This window comes from Butyrivibrio sp., from assembly GCF_017940685.1.
In the GTDB taxonomy this organism is placed as follows: domain Bacteria; phylum Bacillota; class Clostridia; order Lachnospirales; family Lachnospiraceae; genus Butyrivibrio.
Window position 1 is genome coordinate 1 of sequence record NZ_JAGAYD010000132.1, and the last position, 21703, is coordinate 21703.

Consider the following 21703-nt stretch of genomic DNA (forward strand, 5'->3'; position numbering starts at 1 on the left):
AAGGTCTTCTGCCATTCTCTTGGTAAGAGTTGTTACAAGAACCTTGTTACCTGCATCTACTGTCTTTCTGATCTCAGATATAAGGTCATCTATCTGTCCCTCTACAGGTCTTACATCAACCTCAGGATCAAGAAGTCCTGTGGGTCTTATAACCTGCTCAGCCCTAAGGAGTTCATGCTCCTCCTCATACTTGCCGGGGGTCGCAGAACAGAACAACATCTGATCTATGTGGCTCTCAAACTCTTCAAAGTTAAGAGGCCTGTTATCAAGGGCTGATGGAAGTCTGAATCCATAGTCAACAAGAGTAAGCTTCCTGCTCCTGTCGCCATGGTACATGGCGCCAATCTGAGGTATTGTCATGTGAGACTCATCAACAATGATAAGGAAATCCCTGTCAAAGAAGTCAAGGAGCGTAAGCGGCGGCTCTCCAGGCGCTGCAAAGTTAAGGTGCCTTGAGTAGTTCTCAATACCTGAGCAAAAGCCCGTCTCCCTCATCATCTCAACATCAAAGTTGGTTCTCTCTGATATTCTCTGGGCCTCGATAAGACGATCCTCTCCCTTAAAAAACTTAACCTGCTCCTCAAGCTCTTTTTCTATATTGTCACAGGCCTTGTTTATCTTCTCCTGAGGGACAACATAGTGGGATGCAGGATATATCATAACGTGGGTCAGCTCAGAATGTACCTTGGCTGTGACCGGTTCGATCTGGGTGATCCTGTCTATCTCATCTCCAAAGAACTCAACCCTTATAAGGAAGTCGTCCCAGTTGGCTGGGAAGATCTCAACTGTATCCCCGCGGACTCTGAAGTTGCATCTGCCAAGTTCCATGTCGTTCCTGTCGTACTGGATCGCAATCAGATCCTTGATAAGCTCGTCTCTGTCCTTCTGCATGCCAGGACGCAGTGAAATAGACATCCCCTTAAATTCCTCAGGGCTACCAAGGCCATAGATACAGGACACACTGGCAACAACTATAACATCGTTACGCTCCGCCAAAGACGCTGTGGCAGAGAGCCTTAGCTTATCGATCTCGTCGTTGATGGAAGAATCCTTGGCAATATAAGTATCAGTCTGTGGCACGTAGGCCTCAGGCTGGTAGTAATCGTAGTAGGATACGAAATACTCTACTGCATTCTCCGGGAAGAACTCCTTCATCTCGCCGTAGAGCTGTCCTGCCAGAGTCTTGTTATGAGAGATGATCAGGGTTGGCTTATTGAGAGCCGCTATGACATTCGCCATGGTGAATGTCTTACCAGAACCTGTAACGCCAAGTAAGGTCTCAAACTGGTTGCCCTCTTTAAAGCCCTTGACCAGAGTTTCTATAGCCTGTGGCTGATCTCCAGTTGGTTTATATTCTGAGTGAAGTATAAATTTATCCATATCTCTTTTCCAAAAATAAAAAAGCTATACTTACCACTGTGTATCGTGATAAGTATAGCAGATTCATTTTATAATGTATATCTTTTTCCGAACAATTGTTCTATTTATCATTTGATGTCAAGCTCAGGCGGCTCGTCCAGGTTCTGGGACACGTATTTGCCGTCCTTCTTACGCTGTTTGACACATTCAGTTAAAAGATATTCTATCTGTCCGTTAATTGATCGGAAGTCATCCTCAGCCCAGGCAGCAATCGCGTCGTATAACTTCGCATTTAGTCTCAGCGGAACCTGCTTTTTCTCTGCCATATCAGTAGAGGCTTCCTGAATTAACTATTGGCTGTGCATCGTGATTGCCACACAGAACTACGAGGAGGTTTGAAACCATCGCTGCCTTGCGCTCCTCATCCAGGTTCACGATATCTTTTTCATTAAGTCTCTCAAGAGCCATCTCAACCATTCCAACAGCTCCATCAACAATTAGCTTTCTTGCGTCAACTACTGCTGAAGCCTGCTGCCTCTGAAGCATAGCTGCTGCGATTTCAGGAGCATAAGCAAGGTATGTGATCCTTGCATCCACGATCTCAATTCCAGCGCCCTCAACCTTGGACTGGATCTCTTCCTTGATCCTGTTAGCAACAACCTCTGTCGAACCACGAAGGCTGCCATCATCTGCCTGTCCATCGCCGGTTGTATCAACGTTTTCTGTGATGTCGTAAGGATAAAGCTTAACTACGTTACGTACTGCAGAGTCACATTGAAGCGAAAGATACTCTTTGTAGTTATCTACTGCAAATACGGCCTTGGCTGTGTCTGTAACCTTCCACATAACAGCAACTGCAATCTCTACTGGATTACCAAGGATATCGTTGACCTTCTGCTTGGAATTGCTAAGAGTCATAACCTTTAAGGAAATCTTCTTGTTAGCGCCATTCTTGAGTTCGCCTGTTGTTCCAATCTGTCCACCACTTACAACGATCCCTGAAAGGCCGCTCTTCTTGCTGTCAGAGATATCTCCGCTCTGTCCAAGCTTGGTGTCTGCTGCAGGATTGAAGGCTGTGCAGAATGGATTTACAAAAAAGAATCCATCACCTTTAAGGGTTCCTACATACTTTCCAAAAAGTGTAAGAACAAGAGCTTCACCTGGCTTAAGAACCTTAAGGCCAAGGAATAAGATCCAGCCAAAGGCAAGAAACAGGATAGATGCGATAAATATAAGTGCGCTGCCGCCCTTACCGTCGTCCATTCCAGCTCCACCGGATACTACTCCGATGAATGCCAGTAAATAAAGTGCTATTGTCAGGATCATCATTAAGATCCCGTTCTTGTGACCACTAATAACCTTTTCTTTGATGTTTTCGTTCATGACTTTTCCTCCATTTTCTGTCTGACCAGCCGCACTATTGCGGCATTTGCATGATGTCATAAAGTGTTGTGAATTGTTTTGATATCATTATGATATCATTAATAATCATTTTGTCAACACCTATTGATGGAGGGTTGTGGTTAAGTCCGTAAGTCGCCTTCTATTCATTAGCTGAAGAGTAGAACTCTTCACCTGTGTCTAAACATATTGCTGCCAGTCTTCCTCCAGGGATAAATGAACCGCAATCTATAGCAATATGATTGTTTGCTTTATAGATATACCCAGGATTTGGATTGCCTTCAATTATCTGTGTTGGGGTATGTCCAGTTACAACATATCTATCAGGAAAATACTGAATGCTATAATCCGCCCTTTCCCATATAAGTTCCTGCATACTGTAATCTTCTATATCTTTGTCTGGGGAATAGTTGCCAAGGCCAGCATGAACAAGGAGAAAATCCTTATCCCCCACAGTAACCTCTTCGTAGATTAAAAACTCGCCAATAAAGTCGATTACATCCTGGCGCATTTCTGGAGACAAGGCTCTGAATTCATCTATGGTCGTTTTACTTCCATTGAATTGCCAGTTACTCAGATTCTCTATCATTTCAATGTCCAGGCTGTCAACATTTTCTTCGGTTATTTCCTGACTCAAGAATTTCAGACAATCGATGGCCATGAGCTCATGGTTGCCCACAAGACATATCGCATTAGGCATCTCCATGATCTTAAGGAGCGTTTTTATGGGGTGCGGGCCACGGTCAACCACATCACCAAGAATATATAAGGTGTCTTCATCTTTCAGATCAATAATCTTAAGAAGCTCGGTGAATTTATCGTACTCTCCGTGAATATCGCTTATTACATAAGTTGCCATCAAATCTCCTCCTTACGCGTAAAATCTTTCTCCGGTTTCAAGACAGATAGCTGCCAGTCTTCCGCCAGGAAGCCCGCATCCGCAATCCATCATATATACATTCCCAGAGTTATTTCTCCAGATAGATGTATGGGGATCATCCAGATATTGTCCTGCCTTGCTCTTATACTGATACGATACATCAGTATGACCCACAAAAGAGATGTAACCAGGAACTCCTTTTTCCCAATATTCTTCCATCCGTGCTACCCCCTCCAAATAGTCTGATGGTTTCCTTACTTCATCCGCGGGATTATGCGTCATTGCATGCGCAAGAAGATATCGATTAGAGCATATCTCGATTTCTAATTGTAGTGGAAGCATCTGAATTATATCTGCCAGATTCAGCATATCCGCCTCAACAAGCCGCTCCTTTAGCAGATTAAAAGAGTTGTACTCGTATGGCCTAAGTGAACTCCGCTTATTTTCTTGAAGTCCATAATATTCATAGATGTATGCAGCAAGAGAAGCATCATGATTACCTTTTATCCATTTGACAGTGCAGCTCAGTCCAGATATCTTAAAGAACACACCTACAGGATCCGGATCATCTGCCCCTCTGTCAAAAAGATCGCCCAATAGGTAAACTGTGTCATGAAGAGACGGAGAAATCTGATCCAAAATTGAATTTAGCTTCGAAAGCGAGTTATGAATATCTCCAATTACGTAGCCAGACATAGAATATCCCCCTCTCATTTATAGTTACATTAACATCCTCTATAAACAAAATGATCTTTTGAAATCTTTACATTATACAAATCCAATATTTCTTTATCCGATTCCAATAATTCTTTGAGCTTAAGCGTAGTTAGTTCAGGACGATTCTTAAGATAATTCATTATTGGTTCAGGAATAACCACCCCATCACTACATGGAGTAGCTTCTAATACATCATCCAGTTTGATGATCTCAATATCAGAATCTCTGCTCATACTTCCGATTTTATTGATCCTATATGCGTATACGAAATCCAACACCTTATAATTCAATTCTTTTTCATTGGCTGCTGTATCGATCAGTTTATCTAGAACCCATAATTTTTCTTCTTTTGTGTAATCATCCATAGCAGCATGAAAGATTTTATCAAGAAAGCGCACATGGATAACTATATCTTTTTCATATTTTGCCATGTTGTGAAAATATGCTTCAACCCGCTCTTTGCAATCCAGTGATCTCATTTCATCCTCCAATTTTCACTATCACTTCTAGGGTATCATTCTCAGCTCTCGCTTCATACCATCTTCCGATTACTCATCTATATATCCCCAAGTTTTTTCTACAGTTTCAACAAAGATAAATTCTTCATTTCCTATTGGCGTCCCCCCTCTTGTAGTAGAAAATGTATCCACGGTGATGAGATTATCTTGTACTAGCACTTCATTTACTGGGGTATGTCCAACAACTTGCAAAAGATCTTTAGGAAACATGCCCTTTGCGAGGTTTCCATACTGTGGTCTGATCCATATGGGACTGTTCTCCTCCCATAGCTTCTCATATCCATATCCATTGATAATATCGATCATGCAGTCAAGATCATTCTTCATAGAGTAAAGATCAGCGTCAACAAATATTCTTGAAAGACCTGCATGAGAAAAAAGCGTGTTGTCAATCCTATGGATTATTCCTAAATTCTCAGGAGTTTCCAATGCGTCTCGAAGTTCCTCAAACTTATCGCAGACCATATCTGCAGCCACTATTGAAAACCCAGGGTGGTCGTACTGGCTCCAAAGATAAGACAGGTCATGATTGCCGAAGCACCAATAGGAGGATGGATATCTTTTGGCAAAAGAAATCGCGGCGTTCATTGTCTCTTCGTATAACTCATAATTGTTCTTACATCCCCAGTCATCTACGAGATCGCCCAGAACTACCGCATTTTCGCAATCACTATTTTCCATGATGTCGAGAGCCTGGTTAAACATCCAGGTTTTCAGATGTACATCTGGAATTACAAGAACTTTTCCCATTTTTTATCCTTTCTTAAACACGATTTTATGGTTTATCAGCTTCCTTAATTGCATCCAGAAACACTATTGCTTCTACTCTGGGAGTACCCGACAGATCAACAGCGTTCTCTATTCCTCTTCCATCAGTGAAGAGAAACCTTTCCCATAAGTTATCGTATCGATCAAAATCAAACTTATTGTCATCAAGAATAACAAACTCATCAATTTCTGGATGCTCCTCAAGATAATCCTTTACCCCTTCTTCTCGATCCGATGCCCTCTTTTCTTCTGTCTTTCCCAGAATATATATTCCTTGTTTTCCAAGTTTTCTTTTCAGATAAATGAAGTCTTCATCATCTTCTTTTAAAGTTTTCCAGTCAGTAGTAAGCACAACCCCGCTGGCGCCTACTGTTTTCATAGCCTTTGACAGTAGTTCCGCTCTGGAATCATCTACTCCGTGATAGTATGATGGAGTACGCTCACATGTTGTTCGTGTATTAAGAACTCCATCTATATCCAAAAACACCACAAAGCTCATCTTCATTTTCCTCCTTGAATTGCCTCCTGCAACCATTGGTTCATTGGTATACTTGGAAACCGCCTTCTGTGTCTATATCCATTCTTGGAATAATCTATCCACGTACACAAAGTCTCCTTCCCTTTTTGATCCTTGTTTGGCTTACAGTCATCGTAAGCTGATGTAATATCTATCAACTGTTTACAATATGAATAATTCCATTTAACGCACCTCCACTTAATTATGTAGTTCATTAATAGTACAAAGATATTGTTTGGGTGCAAAATTACTCCTAAACAATATCTTTTTTTGCTACGATTATTTTCTTAGTAAATCTATATCCATCAAATGGCCAAGTACAAAATCTCCTTTTATTGTGTCAAACTTGTATAAATTGGCATTTATATCATAGGGATATCTGGCCTTACGTGGGGAGCGTTTATTTGTTCTTGTATATCTTGCGTTACTCATAAATGGGCTCATTGAATAATGTATTTTAGTTTGATATGGCACAAAAGCTTGCTCTATCTTTGTTATCAAATCCAATCGAAACGCAGTTAGTCTATCCGTATACCAACTATATTTACGTTCACCCCCCGGAAAAGAGCTGGCGGGCCTTTCGTGCCAATTGGCAATAAGCCAATAATATCCACTATGTCGCACTATTCTATATGGACTTACTTGATATCTTTTTGATGTTTTTTCCCCTATTTCAGTTCGCCCTGGCAAAACTTCAATGTTTATCATCATTTTGTCAAGAATGTATTGCCGTATTGTACTTATGTTTTCTTGTACTTTTATTACATCATAGTCACATCCTTCATCCCGAATCACGTCCAAATCCCAGATATTACCACTACCAGCAGGCCCATTATATTCATAGTGCACGCTACAAAGGGCATCTTTAAGTCTTTGTTCAAGAGATAATTTTTCTTCTTCCGTGTAATTATTGGAATTCCTAATAGATGAAATCAAAAAGTCCATTTCATCATAACTGACAGGATGGGCATAGTAGACCTTGCCATTCTTTTGTATGGTTTTTTGGTCTTCCACGGATTTCTGCTTTGAAAGATATCCAGGATAGACAATCTTCCATCGCTCCTTGGGAAGTACATTGCCATCCTCATCAAGATTATGGGCATCTGCTATTTCCTTGAGCCTTCTGGCATATGTCCCCTTATCCCCCATTACTTTTGTAGCAAGCTCATCTCCCATGATCTTGCGAAGGGCAGATTGGGATAGAGGGTGAAGTTTGTCGGTGTATCTTTTTATGTGTTCGAGTAGAAGGATTGTTTTCATATTACCTATCTTTCTAGGGTTATGATTTTATTTTTATCTGATGTTTCTAATGCTTTGAATTTTTCCTCAATTTCCGCTTGAATCACTGTTATTCCACACTCTTTATGTTTATCGGGTATCTCTTCTATAGTCCTGTATTTTTTATTATTAATGCCCTTTTTGATTGCTCCAACAAGATACGTGATGTAGTGATCTAGTTCATTGTAATAGTAATGAGTCCTATCAAAAGAAATAACAGAGTCTTTTCCATATGCTAACCATTCCTCTTTCATATCAACATCTGAGATAGCACCATAATACCAACCATCAATGTTATATCCTTCGTTATAGGTTTTTTTATTACCCTTTTTATCAACATGATTCATTTCAAAATCACGCGATCGTTGAAACAATTCACCAAATCCTTTTTTCCCTAAGTATTCCTTATCATTATCATTCGGCTTATTACCCAATAAATTTTTCCTGAATTCATAATAAGCTTCTATATTTCCATCAGATAGGCTTTCCAACACTTCATCACTTAAAGGTGTTTTAGGAAGTAAATTTACTTCTTTTAAGGCTGCACGAATAAAACGCATAAAAGAAACAGTAGATTCACATCCTCCGTAAATATATTCCCTGTTTTTATCAACTATTATTGCAGCCCACCTCGTCTCTACTTCTTCTATAAATTTCTCATCAGACAACTTTTCTCCAAGAGTTACTGATAAAGCGTGTTCTAATAGTTCTAGCGCATATATTTTTTCTTCTTCCATAAAAATAGCCCTCCACGATCTACTTTCCCGTCAATTCTATTATATCAGCACCTAATAATTCATAGTGAGACATTTCTACTCGGAACCAGTATTACCATCTTGATTCGTTCCTCTCACCCCCACAAATCCAGCAATCCATGATATTATGAAAAAAGCTTTTCTAGTGGAGGTTCAATATAATGAAAATCAAAAAGTTACTACCAATCCTGGCTATTACACTTCTCGTGTCAGGATGCGGAAAAGATATAAACACAAATAATGCGGATTCAGGATCAGATGCATCAAAAGCCATCACTTCTGAAGAAGTTCAATCAGCTGAAGAATCCGCAAATGCAGAACCAGCTCAGGCAGAGGATACCTCAGAACTATCTGAATCTGAACTAGATGAGTTTACAGCTCTTTTCAACACTCCAGAATATAGGGGGTTTCTCACTGATCCCTTTAATAGTCCTGAGGACGTTGATCTAAGCGCAGTATTCTATTATGGTGCTGGGATTGATGTTAAGGATGTCAGCGAAGATGAGATAAGCGATTATCTTGCAGCGGTTAACCGGGCCGAGGTCTATGGTGATCTTTTCGTATTTAGAGCAAAAGATTTTGATGAATTCTTTGAAACTCACCTTAAAACTGATGCTCCCAAAGATCTTCCAAACTCTTACTGGACCTATGTAGCAGGTCGCGATTCATATTATTACTATCATTGGAGTTCAACCTACGATGGAATCGACTTCAAATGTGTTTCCGGAGAAAAGGTTGGCGATTCCTACACCCTAAGATTTGAGCTGAGTGCTGATAAGCATTACGAACGCTTTGCTGACAGGATAATAAAATTTACAAAAGACGATGATAACCTTGTCATGGAATCAAATTCCATTATGTGGGATGACAACTGCGATGAGTCCCAGACCTTTGATATTGAACTAAATCCTTCTGGATCACCGATACATTTTGTCACATATAAACCCGATCCAGAAGATGGAATAAAGATAGTTCTGGTAAAAGACGGCAAATTTATGACTTCTATAAGCACTAACATTTGGAGAAATTCCGACTATGATACAAAGCTTAACCAGGTGACAGCTGTCAGCTTCTTTGACTTTAATGCCGACGGAGTAAAAGACATTCTGATAATAGGCGAATCTGATATGGGTGAGAATATTATCCTTGAAGAATCTGTTCCCAATGAATATTATTACGAACGCTGTTACGGAATAAATGAGAAGCTTGAAGAAGAGCTTGCTGACAATATCACAGTAAGTTCCGTGAAAAAAGCGCTCCTTGGTGACAATACTGAGTGCAGGTTTGACAATTACAAAGATGCCTACGCGCATATAGCCAAGCTTTACAACATGTCCAGTGATGGCTACGTCTATGGGCTCATTGACGGGGACGGAGATGACATCCCTGAACTTGTGATTGATGGCCAGGGTTATAATGTCTCTCTCTATTCTTTTGATAATGGTATCGTCCACTGCCTGATGTATCAATGGGCCTATGGTGCCGGTGGTAACTACGGCTACATGTATGCTCCTGGAAAGAATGTCTATATCAATCACAACAACGATTACGCTGGAGCCGTTCAGTATGATTCATACATGACAAGCCACAATGGTATGGAAATCTCAACAGATTATTATGTTGAAAGTCTGTTCTTTAAAGATACTGATGGAGACAGAACCCCTTCAGAAGAGGAACTGTCTGCCACAGATGAAATGGATGTATTTAATGCATTTTATTATAACTGTACCGACCAGGAAATGTCTGAAGATGAGATAAAAGCAAAGATTGATGAATTTGATACTTATCAGTATGAGGAAGTAACTGGCGACGTAGGTTATGACGATTTTCTAAATGTCCTCATTGCTTCCTAAATCTTCTACTACATATTCTTTTTGCGTCCGGACTCTATCAGCTCTTTTTCGAATGCCTCAGGATTCTTAAGGTAGTAATCCTGATGGTATTCCTCAGCCTCGTAGAAGTTCTTGTAGGGCAAAAGAGCTACCTGCACCTCTTTACCCGAAGACTTCTCGAGGGCATCTATCTTGCCCTTGGCAATCTCTTTTTCATCCTCTGACATGTAGAAGATTGCCAGGGTGTAAGAAAAGCCTTTATCGATAAACTGACCTTCAGCATCGAATGGATCCACATTTGCAAAGTAGATATCAAGGAGCTTGTCGTAGGAGACCTTCTCATCATCATAGACAAGCTTAATGGTCTCTCTGTGACCTGTCTCCTGATGCTTGACCTGCTCGTAGGTCGGATTTTCTTCATCGCCACCTGCATAGCCACAGATAACCTTATCTACTCCGTACATCTTATAGATAGGTGTCACACACCAAAAACATCCCCCTGCAAAGTAAGCTTCTTTTGTCATACTGTTTTCTCCCGTAAATTTGATGTTCATTTCTCAAGCTGATGCTTTCTTTTTAGCGTATAAGCCACATAATTCCCCTATTTCAAAGTAACAACCATTTCTTTATCATCTGTAAACTTTTCCTTAGCACAAGTGCCGTTACAGCTAAGTTCGTAGTCGCCCTTAAAAGCTTCTACGCATGCCCAGCCATTTTCATCAGTTGTAACTTCAGTATCAGTCCACCACTCCTCTTTCACAAGCTTTTTGAGCATTTCAAAGGATGGCTTTTTGGTGCCATCAAGTCTTACATATCCACTTGGTGCCTTGAGCCATGCGCCATCAGTAAAATCCCAGGTGGTAATAGCCTGTACAAGTGGATGCTCGAAAAGAATCCTGTACATCTCTTCAATTTCTTTGGACTGGCGCTGCTCCCCTTCAGGAGTTGAAGGCCACTTATCTACCTGCCAGTCATTTAGGTCTACGATATGGGCAGGCATGATATCGCCTGAAATCAGCGTGTTCTCTGTGAAGTGGATTGGAAGTCCAAAACCAGAAAATCTATCAAGTACCTCAAGGAGCTTCTCCTTTCCCCAATATCCCTGATGCTGGTGGGACTGGATTCCTATGGCGCTGATGGGAACTCCTGCATTCAGACACCCATCGATAAGTATCTCGTAGTTGATAGATGTATTAAAGTCATTAAGGAGCAGCACTGCGTCAGGATTGTCAGCATGGGCTCTCTCGAAAACCTCTTTTATAAGACCAACTCTGCCCTTCTCCTTGCAGATCCTGGTGATGGCGTTGTCGTACTTGTCAAAGATTGGCATTATAACAACTTCGTTGATGACATCCCACATGTCAATAACGCCCTTAAAGCCCTTTACCTCGCGATCAATACGTTCAAGCTGCTTCTGAAGAATTGTAGCGTTGTCGTATTTCATGAGCCAGTCTGCACAGACTGTGTGCCAGCAAAGAGGATGTCCCTTTACTCTGACGCCCTTGCCGACCAGATACTGAGCTGTCTTCATCAGCATGTCAGTGTTTGGTTTACCTTCTTCAGGTTCGAAATTCCCCCAATAAAATGGCAGTGTTGCGTAGTTGAATATCTCCAACCACTTATCTGTCAGCTGCTTGTATTTATCTTCTCCCTTCATGACATAAGGAATAAAATCAAAAGCGCCGCAGCCAAACAAAAACTCGTGGTTTGTCTGCTTTATCCTAACCTTCTGTCCTGCCAGGGGATTGCCCTGTCCATCTACAAAACGGATCCTTTTGTTAACCTGTCTGTGTGCTACTGCCATATGCTATACCCCTTTTCTTTTCTGCAAATCTAAAGTTAATAAAGTATTGCATATATCATTACATGTTTACTGATAGGAATTCTCCCAAATAATTGCTCAAAACCTATCTATTTTTATGCACCTAAATATCCTGTAACATCACCTAGGTTTGATAAGACTGTTTCTGCCAGGCCCTCCATCTCTTCATTGGATGGCAAAAGGTCCGGAACCATGATTGGTCGCAGTTTTCCAGCACTGGCAGCTCTTATGCCGTTGTAAGAATCCTCTATAGCATAGGCTCTCTCTGGTTCTACTTTTATCTTTTCACAGGCCAAAAGAAATATATCAGGCTCTGGCTTACTCCTTGATACCATGTCGCCAGTTACAATCTCATCAAAAAAATCAAGGATTCCTGCATCCCTGAGCTGGTTTACTACAGTCTGTCTTCTTGTTGATGATGCCAGTGCTATCTTTTTGCCATTATCTTTCAGGAACGTAAGGATTTCTTTTACCCCAGGTTTCATTGGAAGTCTTCCACTGTCGTACCTCTCGTGGTACATTACAGAAGCTTCCTTTGCATATTCATCATAGGGAAAATCTTCTCCGTATGCGTCTAGCATTATTTCCCTTGTCTTGGCATCATTAGTACCAGTACAGGCAAGATACGGTTCTTCTATGTCCTTGATGTCGTATTTCTTAGCCAGTTCTATCCAGCAGTCCATTACTGCTCTCTCGGAGTCAAAAATAACTCCGTCCATGTCAAAGACCACTGCGTCAAAGTCTTTCATCATACGCTCCTCCCATTAAGTCAAATCCCAAGTTCAAGGGAATTTGAAATGTAATACTTATAACCGTGTTTCTTACAATAATTTTGTACTCTGATAGAAAGAAAAGGGTTGCTGGTATATTCTAGCAAATATATGTCCGCACCCATTTTAGCGTACTTCTCAAGATGCTCCAAAAAGTACTCTCTATCCTCTTTAAAGCTTCCATGAAAAGACCCTTTTTCCCAGTCAATCCTTGTAAATACTGATTCCTGATTGATACCTGTGATAACCTCGCGATAATTACCGCCGTTTTCGGTATAACCTTCTATGAAAGCATCTCCGCCGTTCATTATCACTTCTTTTCCGGTTGCCACGAGGCCTTTCATGATTGTAGCAATCCCATCAAGCATCTCATCATCTGGATACATGTAGTAAACATCACAATTATCTACAAAGAAACCATCTATGTTTTTTGCAAGAAGTGAAGGTGCCAGCTCATCCAAGATAAAGGACTGCCATCTTTCAGAGGTTGCATCCACCCATTTTTCATCTTCCCAGTTTTCATACACGTCGAGGGTCAGATCCTGATATTCAGCGTAGTAATCACGAAAATTCTCCAGAGATCCTACGTTGATATAACTATAGACCTTATGACCTTCGTTTCTAAACTCTGCAATATCTGCCGCCTCGAAATACTGCGCATCGATCACAACTGTGTCATACTTTGAGAGTCTGTCAAGGTCTCCTTCGTAACTCAAGAACACGCCATAATCCTGATTATTATAAGAACATGCGCATAACGTTACCGATATCAGACATAGTAATATTGCTACTTGTTTTCTCATTACGCCTTTACCAAACTTCACGTCCTACAGGCTCTCCCCTATCATTTAGTAATTACGTTCGTTACAAAAGGAAATTTTACTACCAGTTCTTTATCCAACTCAATCATTCTTAATAATCTGCTTGATGCGCCTGAGGGATGGTTTGTACCTGCCTCCCACGCTTCTACTGCTTTCTCTGACACCCCTAGATAGCCTGCAAACACCTTTTGAGACATGCCTGTTGTATTCCTAATCCTTTTAACATCTGCTGCACCATATACTTTTACAGGTTCTATGACAACTTTATGCCTTTTCAGTATAGGAGTTGTGCTTTTCGAATCTTTGATTGCTTCATCAAGACCAGTCACTATGCTCTCAAAAACGCTATTCTTACTCATTCGTTTTTCCTCCTAAGTTCTTTTCAAGCGTATCTATCATTTTTTTGATTTCTACTCTTTCCTGAAATGAAAGGTTGTCTTTCTCTTTTTTCTCATAAACAGTAATCAAAAATATCGTCTCAGCGAAAACAAAATCTACATAGCATACTCTTGCTCCGCCACTTTTACCACGGTTTTCAATCGCAACTCTTGCCTTCCGCAGTGCGCCTGTTCCTTTGATAACAGGGTACTTTTTAGGATTTGACATGATATCATTTTCAAGCATTCTTAAATCTTCATCATCAAATCCAATCTCATCCCACCTACGAGAAAACTCATTGGTTTGTATAAACGTTCTAGTCATTTCTACCTCTAATTATATACCCTATTTAATAGGGTGTCAAAGATTAAACGAATCATAAGTGTACACCATATCCTGCTCGATCACGAAGTCCTCATCGCAGACACTATACGAGCTGCTGCTTCTATCAAGGAGCTGGGTTGTGCACATGGCGGCTGTTGCCTCGCCCTCGATCAGGGCTTCATCAGTCTCCTTGTCACCAGCCAGAAAGCTCCCAAAGCCGAAAATCACTATAAGGGCTGCAAATATTATCACGAATGTATATACAAAGATCATCATCTGTCCATTTCTCCTTCAGGCGCCAGTATTTCATCCACGTCGACGCCGTAGTTTTCTTTTAATATTTCTTTTATCCGTAGCCCTGCGTTTCCCATTCTCTCCTTAACTGCAGGGACTCGCAGCTGTGCGTCTGAGGCAGCGTAGCTCATGGCTGCGTCCATATGCGCGGCTGCAAAAGAGATAAAAGCTGAGCCAGCAAGTGCTGCTACAAATAACTGGGCCACCTTGAGCACTCTCTTCTGAATACGCCTTTTGGGGTACTTTTTAAGCTCCTTGGCAATCTCCTGGCAGCTTTCATATCTGTCCTCTCTGTCAGGCCTTATGCACTTATCAATAATGTCCATAAGCTCCGGACTGCATTTTCCACCAAGAAGCAATAAAAGAGTCTTACCAAAACAGTAAATATCTGTTCTTGGATCAGTCTGCCCCAGATTTCCATACTGCTCCGGAGCTGCAAAACCTTCCGTTCCAAGGTTCAAAGTGTCAGTTATTCCGCCTGGCTCCATGAATCTTGCTGCCCCAAAATCAATCAGAGAAAGATGCCCGTCAGGCCTTAGCATGATGTTGGCTGGCTTAAGGTCCCTGTATATAACCGGCCACTTAAGACTATGGAGATATCCAAGCATATCAAGAAGCTCAAAGCCAAAGTCCACCACCTCTTTTTCTTCAAATCGTCCCTTACTTTTAAGGACCTTTGAAAGGCTGTTGCCAGGAATGTAATCAAGGACAAAAGCGTTATCATATTCTGCCACTACTCTGGGAATTAGCGGATGCTTTACAAAGCGAAGTACCCTGGTCTCATCTTCAACAATCTGCGCCGGGTTTTTCCCGTCAAAGACATGTTCCTTAATGATCTTAATGGTAACAGGCTTATCAGTCCTTTGGTCAACTGCCATGTAAACCACGCTGCTGCCACCTTCGCCGAGTTGTCTAAGTATCCTGAATCTGTTTCTATAAAGACTCTCATTATTCAAATAATCCAAATCAATATCCTCCATCTATCCACACCATATGTCTTTTGCCTCAAAACAAGCATCAGTACTCAAGGCACATTGCAGCTACCGAGATGTTGTCCTCTTCTTTTCTATCCATGGCAAGGCTTGCAAGCTTCCTGCACCCAGAGAGCATATCATCAGCTGTAACACACATCTGCGGGCAGAGCTTTGAGTGCATTTCATCTCCGCTTACAGTCCGCCAAAATCCATCGCTTACAGCAAGTACAGTAGTACTTGAATCTATCTCGCCCCGCTTTATCTCTGGATTTATCTCAAGGTTCGTGCCAACACTTTGTAGCAATACGCTTCTCTCAGGGTCTTTCAAGGCCTCATCTTCATTTATCAGCCCCTTATCGAGCTTATCCTGAACAACGCTCTGGTCCCTGGTTATCGCCTTTGCACTTTTTCTGTCCACAAGGTAGATCCTGGAGTCTCCAATGTTTAAGGTCATGTACCTTCTGCCAATCTGCAAAAAAGCTGTCATCGTGGTCCCAAGCTTTATACCACGGTGCTTTCCGTACCTTCTTATATCGCCGCTGCTCTTTACAATAAGCCTTGAAAGAGAAGTCTCAATTGTATCCCAAAGTCTGTCCTCCGGAAGGTTCTGCATAAGAGACAGCTCTTCGTGAAACCACCCTTCCAGCGCCCTTATCATCTTGCAGCTGGCAACCTCTCCCTTAGACAGGCCTCCCATTCCATCGCAGACTGCGGCAAAAGAAATCCTTCCATACCTTTTGGTGTTTGCCACCTTTACAAGACAGGAGTCCTGATTGACCTTGCGGACTTTCCCCGCATCAGTAAATACACATGCTTTTACTTCCATTTTGAATAAACCTCTTTTTTAAATAACAATTGTGAAATAGTGTCCGAATCGGACGGTCTGCACCAGCTAAATCGCTAAGTGCTCTGCACAAAAAAATGACTGTGTCACAGATGTGTGACACAGTCATGAATAATACAATGTAATTATTTATTTGTCAAGAAGGTCGTTCATGACCTCAACTGCCTTATCAAGCTGATTGTCTGTTTTGTCCTTGGCGTAAGCATCTGCATCATATTCAACCTCCACATCAGGCTCGATTCCAATGCCATGGATGTTGTTGCCATTAGGAGTGTAGTAATTACTTACAGTGAGCTTAACTGCTGTTCCGTCCTTAAGATCAAAGACTCTCTGAACAATTCCTTTTCCAAAGGTTGTCATTCCAACAAGCTTACCAAGCTTGTAATCCTTGATGGCTCCAGAAAGGATCTCTGAAGCACTTGCAGAATACTGATTGACCAGAACAACTACAGGAATATCTATCTCGTGAGCTCCGTCACAGGTGTAGTCTTCTCTCTCACCATTTCTGTCAACGGTATAAACTATGATTCCCTTAGGAAGAATCTGCCTTGCAATATCACATACAGCCTGAAGGCTTCCGCCCGGATTACTTCTAAGATCGATGATAAGACCTTCTATGTTGCTCTCTCTAAGCTCTGCCATTCCCTCTGTAAACTGGTCTGGAGTGATATCGTCAAACTCAGTGATCTGGAGATATCCGATGTTCTCTTTCTCTCCAAGGAGCTTGGTGTTGACTGTTGGAACCTCTACAGCTGATCTCTCAACATCAACTTCGATCTCCTCCATTTTTGAGCCTCGAAGAAGGGTTAAATGTACTGTGGTTCCTTCTGGTCCCTTTATGAGAGATACCACTTCATCAAGCTTAAGGCCCTGAGTTGACTCCTTGTCTACCTCGTAGATAATATCATCAGTCATAAGCTCTGCTCTTTCAGCAGGAGTTCCAGGCATTACGCCGGAGATCCTTGGAAGATTCATATCCTCATCAAGGCTTACATAAGCACCAATACCGTAGTAGATACCAGCAGTATCAGTCATGAGATCATTTAACTCTTCCTCTGTGTAATAAACTGAATAAGGATCGCCAAGGGAATCCATAAGACCTTTATACATTCCAACGGCCTCTTCCTCTTTGTCCACGTCAGTTTTGTAGTAATAAGTATCTATTACATCTTCCAGAGCTTCTATCTTGCCCAGTGTCTCATCATTTAAAAGCTCACCACTATCTGCAGCGGAACCAGCTCCAATACCAAAGGGTGATCCAAATCCATACATGAATCCCCAGAACACATAGATACCAGCCAGGATGAAAAGAGATACCATACACCCAACCAGTATTCCACTGACAAAGCGCTTTTTAAGCCTCACCTTCTGAGCCTTAGGATCCTGCTCCTGCGGAATGAACTGCTGCGGCTCCTGCTGAGGCATCATATCCATATTGTTACCTAAATTACTATCCATAACTTACTCCTGCCCACCTCTTACTTGAGATAATTCCATGGGCTTACATAATTACCATTTAATCTGACTCCAAAGTGAAGATGGGGTCCTGTGGATCTTCCAGTAGAACCAACTGCTCCAATCTTGGTGCCTGATGTAACATCCTGTCCCTTAGATACATACAGGGCAGAACAGTGCATGTAGATCGTATATAATCCGCCGCCATGGTTGATCATGATGTAGTTACCCATGGTGGAGTTATAATCTGCTGCTACCACTGTGCCATTATAAGCGCAAAGGATTGAAGATCCTGAAGGTGCAGCAAGGTCAATACCATTGTGCATCTTCTCAACTCCGAGAGTTGGATGCATTCTCATACCATAATTATCAGATATCCTTGTGTAATTAGGGCATGGCCATGTGAACATACCCCCATCATAGGTATATCTGCTATAGAGGGCTGCCTTATCCGCAGCAACCTCTCTTTCAAGAGCTGCGATGGCAGCATTCTCTGCCTTGATCTCATCCTCGTAGGCCTTGATAGCCGCTTCCTTGCTGGAGATATCTGATTTAACAGCAGACAGCTCACCGTTCTTGGTATCAATAAGGGCCTGAAGATTACCCTCTTCTTCCTCTTTGGCTGCCTTAGCTGCATCCAGAGTCTCTTTTTCCTCTTCCAGGGCCTCTTTTGTGAGCCTTATAAGTTCTGTTGTCTCTATGTACTCGTTGAGCTTTAACCTGTCGTAGGAAGAGAGCATCTCGATATACTCTGCCTTGTTCAGCATGTCAGCAAAACTTCCTGATTCAAGAAGCATCTCAAAATAAAGCGTATCGCCACGTTCATACATAAACTTGATACGCTTTTTCATAGCCTCATACTGAGCCTGCTGAATAGCTTCCGCCTCCTCAAGCTCAGCTGTAGTTGTTTCTATCTGCTGTTCTTTTTCTGAAATCTCATCTGCAAGAGCATCAATCCTTGCCTGAATGTCAGAAAGCTGTCCATCAAGCTGTGTGATATAGTTGTTCAGATCAGTCTTACTGGCCTCAAGCTGCTTTTTTACCTTTTCAAGGTCAGTCTTGGCATTTTTTAGAGAGTCTCTCTCTTTTTTAGCTGCACTGATCTGATTTTCCTTGGCCTTGATGGACTCTTCGGTGACCGCAGCGCTACTGGTGATCTTCAGGCTGCAGGTAGATACAAGCGCCACAAGAATACACATAAAGACGCATATTAATCTTTTTTTCAAACTTTTATACATGCAGGTGCTTCCTTACTGTGATGAAACTTCCAAGGAAACCAATACCAATACCTATCAAAAGAGATACTGGAATAAGCTTGTTATAGATCGTCTCAACAGGCAGGAAATTCAACAGTGAACTTAGCATTGTAAATCTAGAAGCCACATAAGTGATCACATGTGTGTAAACAAAGTAGATGATCACCAGTGGAATGATAGATCCGATAAGTCCTATGAGAATTCCCTCTACTACGAATGGTGCTCTTACAAAAAAGTCTGTGGCACCAATATATTTCATGATATTGATCTCATCCTTACGAACTGAGATACCCATTGTAACTGTGTTGCTGATAAGGAACACAGATACTAAAAGAAGCAGGATGATGATACCACCTGAAACATAAGCAATAAGAAGATTAAGTCCGCTGAGAGTTGTAGCTGTTACCTCTGACCTGTTTACCTCTCTTACCACGCTGATGGATTCAATGTAGGTTACAAGCGCCTGCTGCATTGAGACATCATTTAAATAGATCTGAAGGTTGGCTGACTCTGCAAGAGGGTTCTCTGTAAAACCATCTGCATACTCTCCAAGATATTCCTCCTTGAAGCCTTCCCACGCTTCATCTGCTGAAACATAGGTGATCTCTCTTACTTCAGGTCTCTTTTCAAGGTCACTCTTTACTACCAGGATCTCGTCCTCGCTGGTGCCCTCGTTAAAGAATACTGTTACAGACACGCCTTCCTCAGCAGTCTTAACTACATTCTGGAAATTGGCTATTATTGCATAGAACAGTCCAAAGAGAAACAGACATGCAGTGATAGTAGCAATTGATGCCAGTGTATACCACTTGTTTCTGCCAAGATTCTTAAAGCCCTGTCCTATGGTGTAAAAGAAACTACTACTCCTCATCGATGTACATACCCTCTTCCTCGTCCTCTATGATGACGCCCTTTTTCATGGTAATAACTCTCTTCTTCATAGCATTAACGATCTCTCTGTTATGAGTGACCACTATGACTGTTGTACCATTTTCATTGATCTGCTCCATGAGTTTCATGATTTCCCATGAGTTATTTGGATCAAGGTTACCAGTTGGCTCATCTGCCAAAAGAATGGTTGGCTTATTTACAAGTGCTCTTGCAAGAGCAACTCTCTGCTGCTCACCACCTGAGAGCTGGTTGATCTTATTCTTGTACTTACCTGCCAGGTTAACTGTGGCAAGGATAGATGGAACGTTTCTCTTGATCTCCCTTGTAGGAGTCTGTACTATACGCTGAGCAAATGCCACGTTCTCGTAGACATTTCTGTCCTTTAACAGTCTGAAATCCTGGAATACTATGCCAAGGTTTCTTCTAAACTTAGGGATCTTACTGTGCTTGATCCTGCGGAGATTGTAACCAAGTACTGTTATCTCTCCATCTGTGGGAACAAGCTCTCTTAAAAGGAGCTTGATCAGAGTGGACTTACCTGATCCACTGTCACCTACTATAAAAACAAATTCACCCCTCTTGATATGAAGGGTGACTCCGTTTAAGGCTGGTGCACCCGTAGAATAAGATTTAGTCACGTTCTCAAGCGTGATAACCTCATCCTCGGGAATCTGCCTGTTTGTTCTTCTTTTTCTGTATCCTCTTTCCATAAACCTCCCTCGTAGTCTGTAAAACGATCAGACTATCAAGTAAACTTCTCCATATACTTCATATATCTTACAACCATAAGTGCAATTTTAAAAGTAATTGCATCATCAAATACTCTAAGATCTAATCCGGTGCTCTTTTGAAGCTTGTCCAGTCTGTAAACAAGAGTATTTCTATGGATGAAGAGCTGACGTGATGTCTCTGAAACGTTGAGGCTGTTCTCGAAGAACTTGTCTATGGTAGTTAAGGTCTCCTGGTCAAAGTCGTCTGGATTTCTGCCTCCAAAGATTTCCTTGATGAACATCTTGCAAAGAGGGATTGGAAGCTGATAGATCAGTCGCCCGATGCCCAGTTCGCTGTAGCAGATAACCTTACGCTCGTCAAAAAAGATCTTGCCAACATCCAGGGCCATCTTAGCCTCTTTATATGAGCGGCTCACTTCCTTGATCTCTCCAACCACAGTACCATAAGCAATCCTTACTCCGGAAAGGCCTTCCTTTTCAAGACTCATCAGGATCTCTTCTGCGGACTTGGTGATCTCAGTGGGCTTACTCATCTCGCTGACATCCTTAACAATGATAACATTGTCCTCGTCAACCTCAGTGACAAAGTCTGTACCACTTCCAACGCAGGTTCTTGTAAGTTCCAAAACGTTACTGTCTCTTCCGCCTGCACACTCAACGATCATGGCAACTCTCTTGGCATCACTCTGGATATGGAGCTTTTTAGCTCTGGAATAGATATCCACCAAAAGAAGGTTGTCCAAAAGAAGGTTCTTGATAAAGTTGTCCTTATCAAATCTCTCCTTGTACGCTACAAGAAGGCTCTGGATCTGATATGCTATCATCTTGCCAAGCATATACACATTGTCGCCACTGCCAGTGCAGATGAGGATATACTCAAGCTGCTGCTCATCATAAATCTTGAAATACTGGTATCCCTGAATCTCCTGGGAATCAGCCGGTGACTCAACGAAATCTCTGGCTACAGAAGACACACCTCCTATATCAGTGGTTGTGGATGCAACCTCTTTTCCATCAATATCAAGGACGCAAAGATCCACGTGTGCTATGTTCTTAAGCCCGTCTATTGTGTTCTGTAAAATCTGATTGGAAATCATGTGCCACTCTTTCTTGCACGT

General features: G+C 41.8%; 25 protein-coding genes. 1 reads left to right on the forward strand and 24 read right to left on the reverse strand.

What is annotated here, in order from left to right; all coding sequences use genetic code 11:
• From uvrB to J6I68_RS08520, 10 genes are all read right to left on the reverse strand, one after another.
• On the reverse strand, nt 1-1380 hold a 1380-nt coding region (gene uvrB / locus J6I68_RS08475), incomplete at its 3' end, for an excinuclease ABC subunit UvrB (RefSeq protein WP_292219569.1).
• 107 nt (nt 1381-1487) lie between these two features.
• Nucleotides 1488-1685: a PTS ascorbate transporter subunit IIC gene (locus J6I68_RS08480; RefSeq protein WP_026507580.1), complete on the reverse strand. Its 198-nt coding sequence runs from the start codon at nt 1683-1685 to the stop codon at nt 1488-1490.
• A gap of 1 nt (nt 1686) precedes the next feature.
• Nucleotides 1687-2730: an SPFH domain-containing protein gene (locus J6I68_RS08485; RefSeq protein WP_292219622.1), complete on the reverse strand. Its 1044-nt coding sequence runs from the start codon at nt 2728-2730 to the stop codon at nt 1687-1689.
• Between the two features lie 172 nt (nt 2731-2902).
• Nucleotides 2903-3619, reverse strand: coding sequence for a metallophosphoesterase (locus J6I68_RS08490; protein WP_292219572.1), 717 nt, complete (start codon nt 3617-3619; stop codon nt 2903-2905).
• 12 nt (nt 3620-3631) lie between these two features.
• A complete protein-coding gene (locus tag J6I68_RS08495; protein WP_292219575.1) occupies nt 3632-4336 on the reverse strand; it encodes a metallophosphoesterase in 705 nt (234 codons plus the stop codon).
• 29 nt (nt 4337-4365) lie between these two features.
• On the reverse strand, nt 4366-4836 hold the full coding sequence (locus J6I68_RS08500) for a hypothetical protein (protein ID WP_292219578.1): 471 nt from the start codon (nt 4834-4836) through the stop codon (nt 4366-4368).
• A 69-nt stretch (nt 4837-4905) separates the two neighbouring features.
• Complete coding sequence (locus J6I68_RS08505) at nt 4906-5625, reverse strand: metallophosphoesterase (RefSeq protein WP_292219581.1); 720 nt, start codon at nt 5623-5625, stop codon at nt 4906-4908.
• A gap of 25 nt (nt 5626-5650) precedes the next feature.
• Nucleotides 5651-6148 carry an HAD domain-containing protein gene (locus tag J6I68_RS08510; RefSeq protein ID WP_292219584.1) on the reverse strand — a complete coding sequence of 166 codons (498 nt, stop codon included), beginning with the start codon at nt 6146-6148 and terminating at the stop codon, nt 5651-5653.
• 291 nt (nt 6149-6439) lie between these two features.
• Nucleotides 6440-7420 carry a hypothetical protein gene (locus J6I68_RS08515; protein WP_292219587.1) on the reverse strand — a complete coding sequence of 327 codons (981 nt, stop codon included), beginning with the start codon at nt 7418-7420 and terminating at the stop codon, nt 6440-6442.
• A gap of 5 nt (nt 7421-7425) precedes the next feature.
• Nucleotides 7426-8175, reverse strand: a complete 750-nt coding sequence (locus J6I68_RS08520) for a hypothetical protein (protein WP_292219589.1) — start codon at nt 8173-8175, stop codon at nt 7426-7428.
• 179 nt (nt 8176-8354) lie between these two features.
• On the opposite strand from J6I68_RS08520, the gene J6I68_RS08525 reads away from it, so the two are divergent.
• Complete coding sequence (locus J6I68_RS08525; RefSeq protein WP_292219592.1) at nt 8355-10046, forward strand: hypothetical protein; 1692 nt, start codon at nt 8355-8357, stop codon at nt 10044-10046.
• 8 nt (nt 10047-10054) lie between these two features.
• On the opposite strand, the gene msrA is transcribed toward J6I68_RS08525, so the two are convergent.
• From msrA to J6I68_RS08595, 14 genes are all read right to left on the reverse strand, one after another.
• The gene (msrA, locus tag J6I68_RS08530; protein ID WP_292219595.1) at nt 10055-10549 is read right to left on the reverse strand and encodes a peptide-methionine (S)-S-oxide reductase MsrA; all 495 of its coding nucleotides are present in this window, start codon (nt 10547-10549) and stop codon (nt 10055-10057) included.
• Nucleotides 10550-10626: 77 nt separating this feature from the next.
• Nucleotides 10627-11829, reverse strand: coding sequence for an endo-1,4-beta-xylanase (locus tag J6I68_RS08535; protein ID WP_292219598.1), 1203 nt, complete (start codon nt 11827-11829; stop codon nt 10627-10629).
• A gap of 113 nt (nt 11830-11942) precedes the next feature.
• Nucleotides 11943-12599 carry an HAD family hydrolase gene (locus J6I68_RS08540; protein WP_292219601.1) on the reverse strand — a complete coding sequence of 219 codons (657 nt, stop codon included), beginning with the start codon at nt 12597-12599 and terminating at the stop codon, nt 11943-11945.
• Between the two features lie 17 nt (nt 12600-12616).
• Complete coding sequence (locus tag J6I68_RS08545) at nt 12617-13333, reverse strand: endo alpha-1,4 polygalactosaminidase (RefSeq protein WP_292219604.1); 717 nt, start codon at nt 13331-13333, stop codon at nt 12617-12619.
• A 128-nt stretch (nt 13334-13461) separates the two neighbouring features.
• Entirely contained in the window at nt 13462-13797 is a 336-nt protein-coding gene (locus J6I68_RS08550; RefSeq protein ID WP_292219606.1) for a helix-turn-helix domain-containing protein, read from the reverse strand.
• Entirely contained in the window at nt 13790-14140 is a 351-nt protein-coding gene (locus J6I68_RS08555) for a type II toxin-antitoxin system RelE/ParE family toxin (RefSeq protein ID WP_292205594.1), read from the reverse strand. The genes J6I68_RS08550 and J6I68_RS08555 overlap by 8 nt, the downstream gene beginning before the upstream one ends.
• A 36-nt stretch (nt 14141-14176) precedes the next feature.
• The gene (locus tag J6I68_RS08560) at nt 14177-14416 is read right to left on the reverse strand and encodes a hypothetical protein (RefSeq protein ID WP_292219608.1); all 240 of its coding nucleotides are present in this window, start codon (nt 14414-14416) and stop codon (nt 14177-14179) included.
• Entirely contained in the window at nt 14413-15399 is a 987-nt protein-coding gene (locus J6I68_RS08565; protein WP_292219610.1) for a serine/threonine protein kinase, read from the reverse strand. The genes J6I68_RS08560 and J6I68_RS08565 overlap by 4 nt, the downstream gene beginning before the upstream one ends.
• Before the next feature lie 52 nt (nt 15400-15451).
• Complete coding sequence (locus J6I68_RS08570; protein WP_292219612.1) at nt 15452-16234, reverse strand: PP2C family protein-serine/threonine phosphatase; 783 nt, start codon at nt 16232-16234, stop codon at nt 15452-15454.
• Between the two features lie 147 nt (nt 16235-16381).
• A complete protein-coding gene (locus J6I68_RS08575; RefSeq protein ID WP_292219615.1) occupies nt 16382-17710 on the reverse strand; it encodes a S41 family peptidase in 1329 nt (442 codons plus the stop codon).
• 20 nt (nt 17711-17730) lie between these two features.
• A complete protein-coding gene (locus J6I68_RS08580) occupies nt 17731-18945 on the reverse strand; it encodes a murein hydrolase activator EnvC family protein (RefSeq protein WP_292219618.1) in 1215 nt (404 codons plus the stop codon).
• Nucleotides 18938-19834: a permease-like cell division protein FtsX gene (gene ftsX / locus J6I68_RS08585; protein WP_292219620.1), complete on the reverse strand. Its 897-nt coding sequence runs from the start codon at nt 19832-19834 to the stop codon at nt 18938-18940. Before ftsX ends, J6I68_RS08580 begins: the two co-directional genes overlap by 8 nt.
• Nucleotides 19824-20564 carry a cell division ATP-binding protein FtsE gene (gene ftsE / locus J6I68_RS08590; protein ID WP_292205575.1) on the reverse strand — a complete coding sequence of 247 codons (741 nt, stop codon included), beginning with the start codon at nt 20562-20564 and terminating at the stop codon, nt 19824-19826. Before ftsE ends, ftsX begins: the two co-directional genes overlap by 11 nt.
• A 35-nt stretch (nt 20565-20599) precedes the next feature.
• Nucleotides 20600-21682 (reverse strand): PucR family transcriptional regulator, encoded by a 1083-nt coding sequence (locus J6I68_RS08595; RefSeq protein WP_292219624.1) that lies wholly within the window; start codon nt 21680-21682, stop codon nt 20600-20602.
• Nucleotides 21683-21703: the final 21 nt, after the last annotated feature.

Coding starts and splice junctions, on each gene's coding strand:
- J6I68_RS08480 (WP_026507580.1), bottom strand. CDS start 1,685: ATGGCAGAGAAAAAGCAGGTTCCGCTGAGACTAAATGCGAAGTTATAC.
- J6I68_RS08490 (WP_292219572.1), bottom strand. CDS start 3,619: ATGGCAACTTATGTAATAAGCGATATTCACGGAGAGTACGATAAATTC.
- J6I68_RS08495 (WP_292219575.1), bottom strand. CDS start 4,336: ATGTCTGGCTACGTAATTGGAGATATTCATAACTCGCTTTCGAAGCTA.
- J6I68_RS08500 (WP_292219578.1), bottom strand. CDS start 4,836: ATGAGATCACTGGATTGCAAAGAGCGGGTTGAAGCATATTTTCACAAC.
- J6I68_RS08505 (WP_292219581.1), bottom strand. CDS start 5,625: ATGGGAAAAGTTCTTGTAATTCCAGATGTACATCTGAAAACCTGGATG.
- J6I68_RS08510 (WP_292219584.1), bottom strand. CDS start 6,148: ATGAAGATGAGCTTTGTGGTGTTTTTGGATATAGATGGAGTTCTTAAT.
- J6I68_RS08515 (WP_292219587.1), bottom strand. CDS start 7,420: ATGAAAACAATCCTTCTACTCGAACACATAAAAAGATACACCGACAAA.
- J6I68_RS08520 (WP_292219589.1), bottom strand. CDS start 8,175: ATGGAAGAAGAAAAAATATATGCGCTAGAACTATTAGAACACGCTTTA.
- J6I68_RS08525 (WP_292219592.1), top strand. CDS start 8,355: ATGAAAATCAAAAAGTTACTACCAATCCTGGCTATTACACTTCTCGTG.
- msrA (WP_292219595.1), bottom strand. CDS start 10,549: ATGACAAAAGAAGCTTACTTTGCAGGGGGATGTTTTTGGTGTGTGACA.
- J6I68_RS08535 (WP_292219598.1), bottom strand. CDS start 11,829: ATGGCAGTAGCACACAGACAGGTTAACAAAAGGATCCGTTTTGTAGAT.
- J6I68_RS08540 (WP_292219601.1), bottom strand. CDS start 12,599: ATGATGAAAGACTTTGACGCAGTGGTCTTTGACATGGACGGAGTTATT.
- J6I68_RS08550 (WP_292219606.1), bottom strand. CDS start 13,797: ATGAGTAAGAATAGCGTTTTTGAGAGCATAGTGACTGGTCTTGATGAA.
- J6I68_RS08555 (WP_292205594.1), bottom strand. CDS start 14,140: ATGACTAGAACGTTTATACAAACCAATGAGTTTTCTCGTAGGTGGGAT.
- J6I68_RS08560 (WP_292219608.1), bottom strand. CDS start 14,416: ATGATGATCTTTGTATATACATTCGTGATAATATTTGCAGCCCTTATA.
- J6I68_RS08570 (WP_292219612.1), bottom strand. CDS start 16,234: ATGGAAGTAAAAGCATGTGTATTTACTGATGCGGGGAAAGTCCGCAAG.
- J6I68_RS08575 (WP_292219615.1), bottom strand. CDS start 17,710: ATGGATAGTAATTTAGGTAACAATATGGATATGATGCCTCAGCAGGAG.
- J6I68_RS08580 (WP_292219618.1), bottom strand. CDS start 18,945: ATGTATAAAAGTTTGAAAAAAAGATTAATATGCGTCTTTATGTGTATT.
- ftsX (WP_292219620.1), bottom strand. CDS start 19,834: ATGAGGAGTAGTAGTTTCTTTTACACCATAGGACAGGGCTTTAAGAAT.
- ftsE (WP_292205575.1), bottom strand. CDS start 20,564: ATGGAAAGAGGATACAGAAAAAGAAGAACAAACAGGCAGATTCCCGAG.
- J6I68_RS08595 (WP_292219624.1), bottom strand. CDS start 21,682: ATGATTTCCAATCAGATTTTACAGAACACAATAGACGGGCTTAAGAAC.